Annotated in this window: 1 protein-coding gene; it reads right to left on the bottom strand. The window is 43.1% G+C overall.

The window, feature by feature from the left end:
- Positions 1 to 980 (bottom strand): group II intron reverse transcriptase/maturase (ltrA, locus tag ACTQZS_RS15350; protein WP_441476590.1); only part of this gene is annotated, 980 nt, incomplete at both ends.

The following is a 980-nucleotide window of genomic DNA, read 5'->3' as shown; positions in this document are numbered from 1 at the left end:
TCATCTATGTTGTTCTTCATGCTTGCTATACCGTAGTAGTTAAGCCATCCTCTCGCATATACCTTGATTTTCTCAAGACTAGGCTTGATGGTCTGCACAGACTTACGGGAAGATAAATCTTTCAGCTTTGACTTGAACTTCTTCCATGACTTTGGATGAACCCTGACATAAATGCCACTACCGTTCCTTCCCAATGCAAAGCCAAGGAATTTAAAATTTCGGATTGCAAACACGCTGACAGTACGGCTTTTCTCTCGATTAACCGTTAGCTTCAGTTTCTTTTCGAGATATTTCGTACTGCTTTCCAAAAGTCTTTCCGATGCTCTTTTGCTTTTCGCAAGAAGGACTATGTCATCTGCATATCTTATGCAGGGCACACCTCTTTTCAGAAACTCTTGGTCAAACTCATTGAGGTAGATATTCGCAAGAAGCGGAGATAGATTTCCACCTTGCGGTGAGCCTTCCTCTGTATCAATGACCACTCCATTTTCCATTACCCCACTTTTCAGATAACGCTTTATTAGTTGAACTACACGTTCATCCTTCACATTCCTTCTGAGGAGGTTGATTAGGATTTCATGATTCAAGGTGTCGAAATACTTTGATAAGTCCAAGACTACCGCAAAAGTGTAGCCTTGTTCTGCGTATTCCTTTACTTTCTGTATAGCATCCTTTGCGCTTCTGTTTGGACGATAGCCGTAGCTTCCATCCGCAAACAATGGTTCATAGATTGGCACTAACTGTTGAGTTATTGCCTGTTGGAGTGTTCGGTCTATCACGGTGGGTATGCCAAGTTTACGCACACCACCATCTGGTTTTGGAATCTCAACTCGCCTGACTGGCGATGGGGTATACTTACCGCGGTATATGCGGTCAGTTAACTCCTGCTGATGTTCCTTAAGGTATGGAAGTGCCTCTTCAATAGTCATTCCATCAATACCTGGCGCTCCCTTGTTTGCCTTAACTCTTTTATACGCTCT

It is taken from the genome of Bilifractor sp. LCP19S3_H10, from assembly GCF_052119185.1.
GTDB lineage: Bacteria > Bacillota > Clostridia > Lachnospirales > Lachnospiraceae > Bilifractor.
Note: the sequence above shows the minus strand (reverse complement) of the source record. Positions and strands in the feature narration are given on the sequence as shown.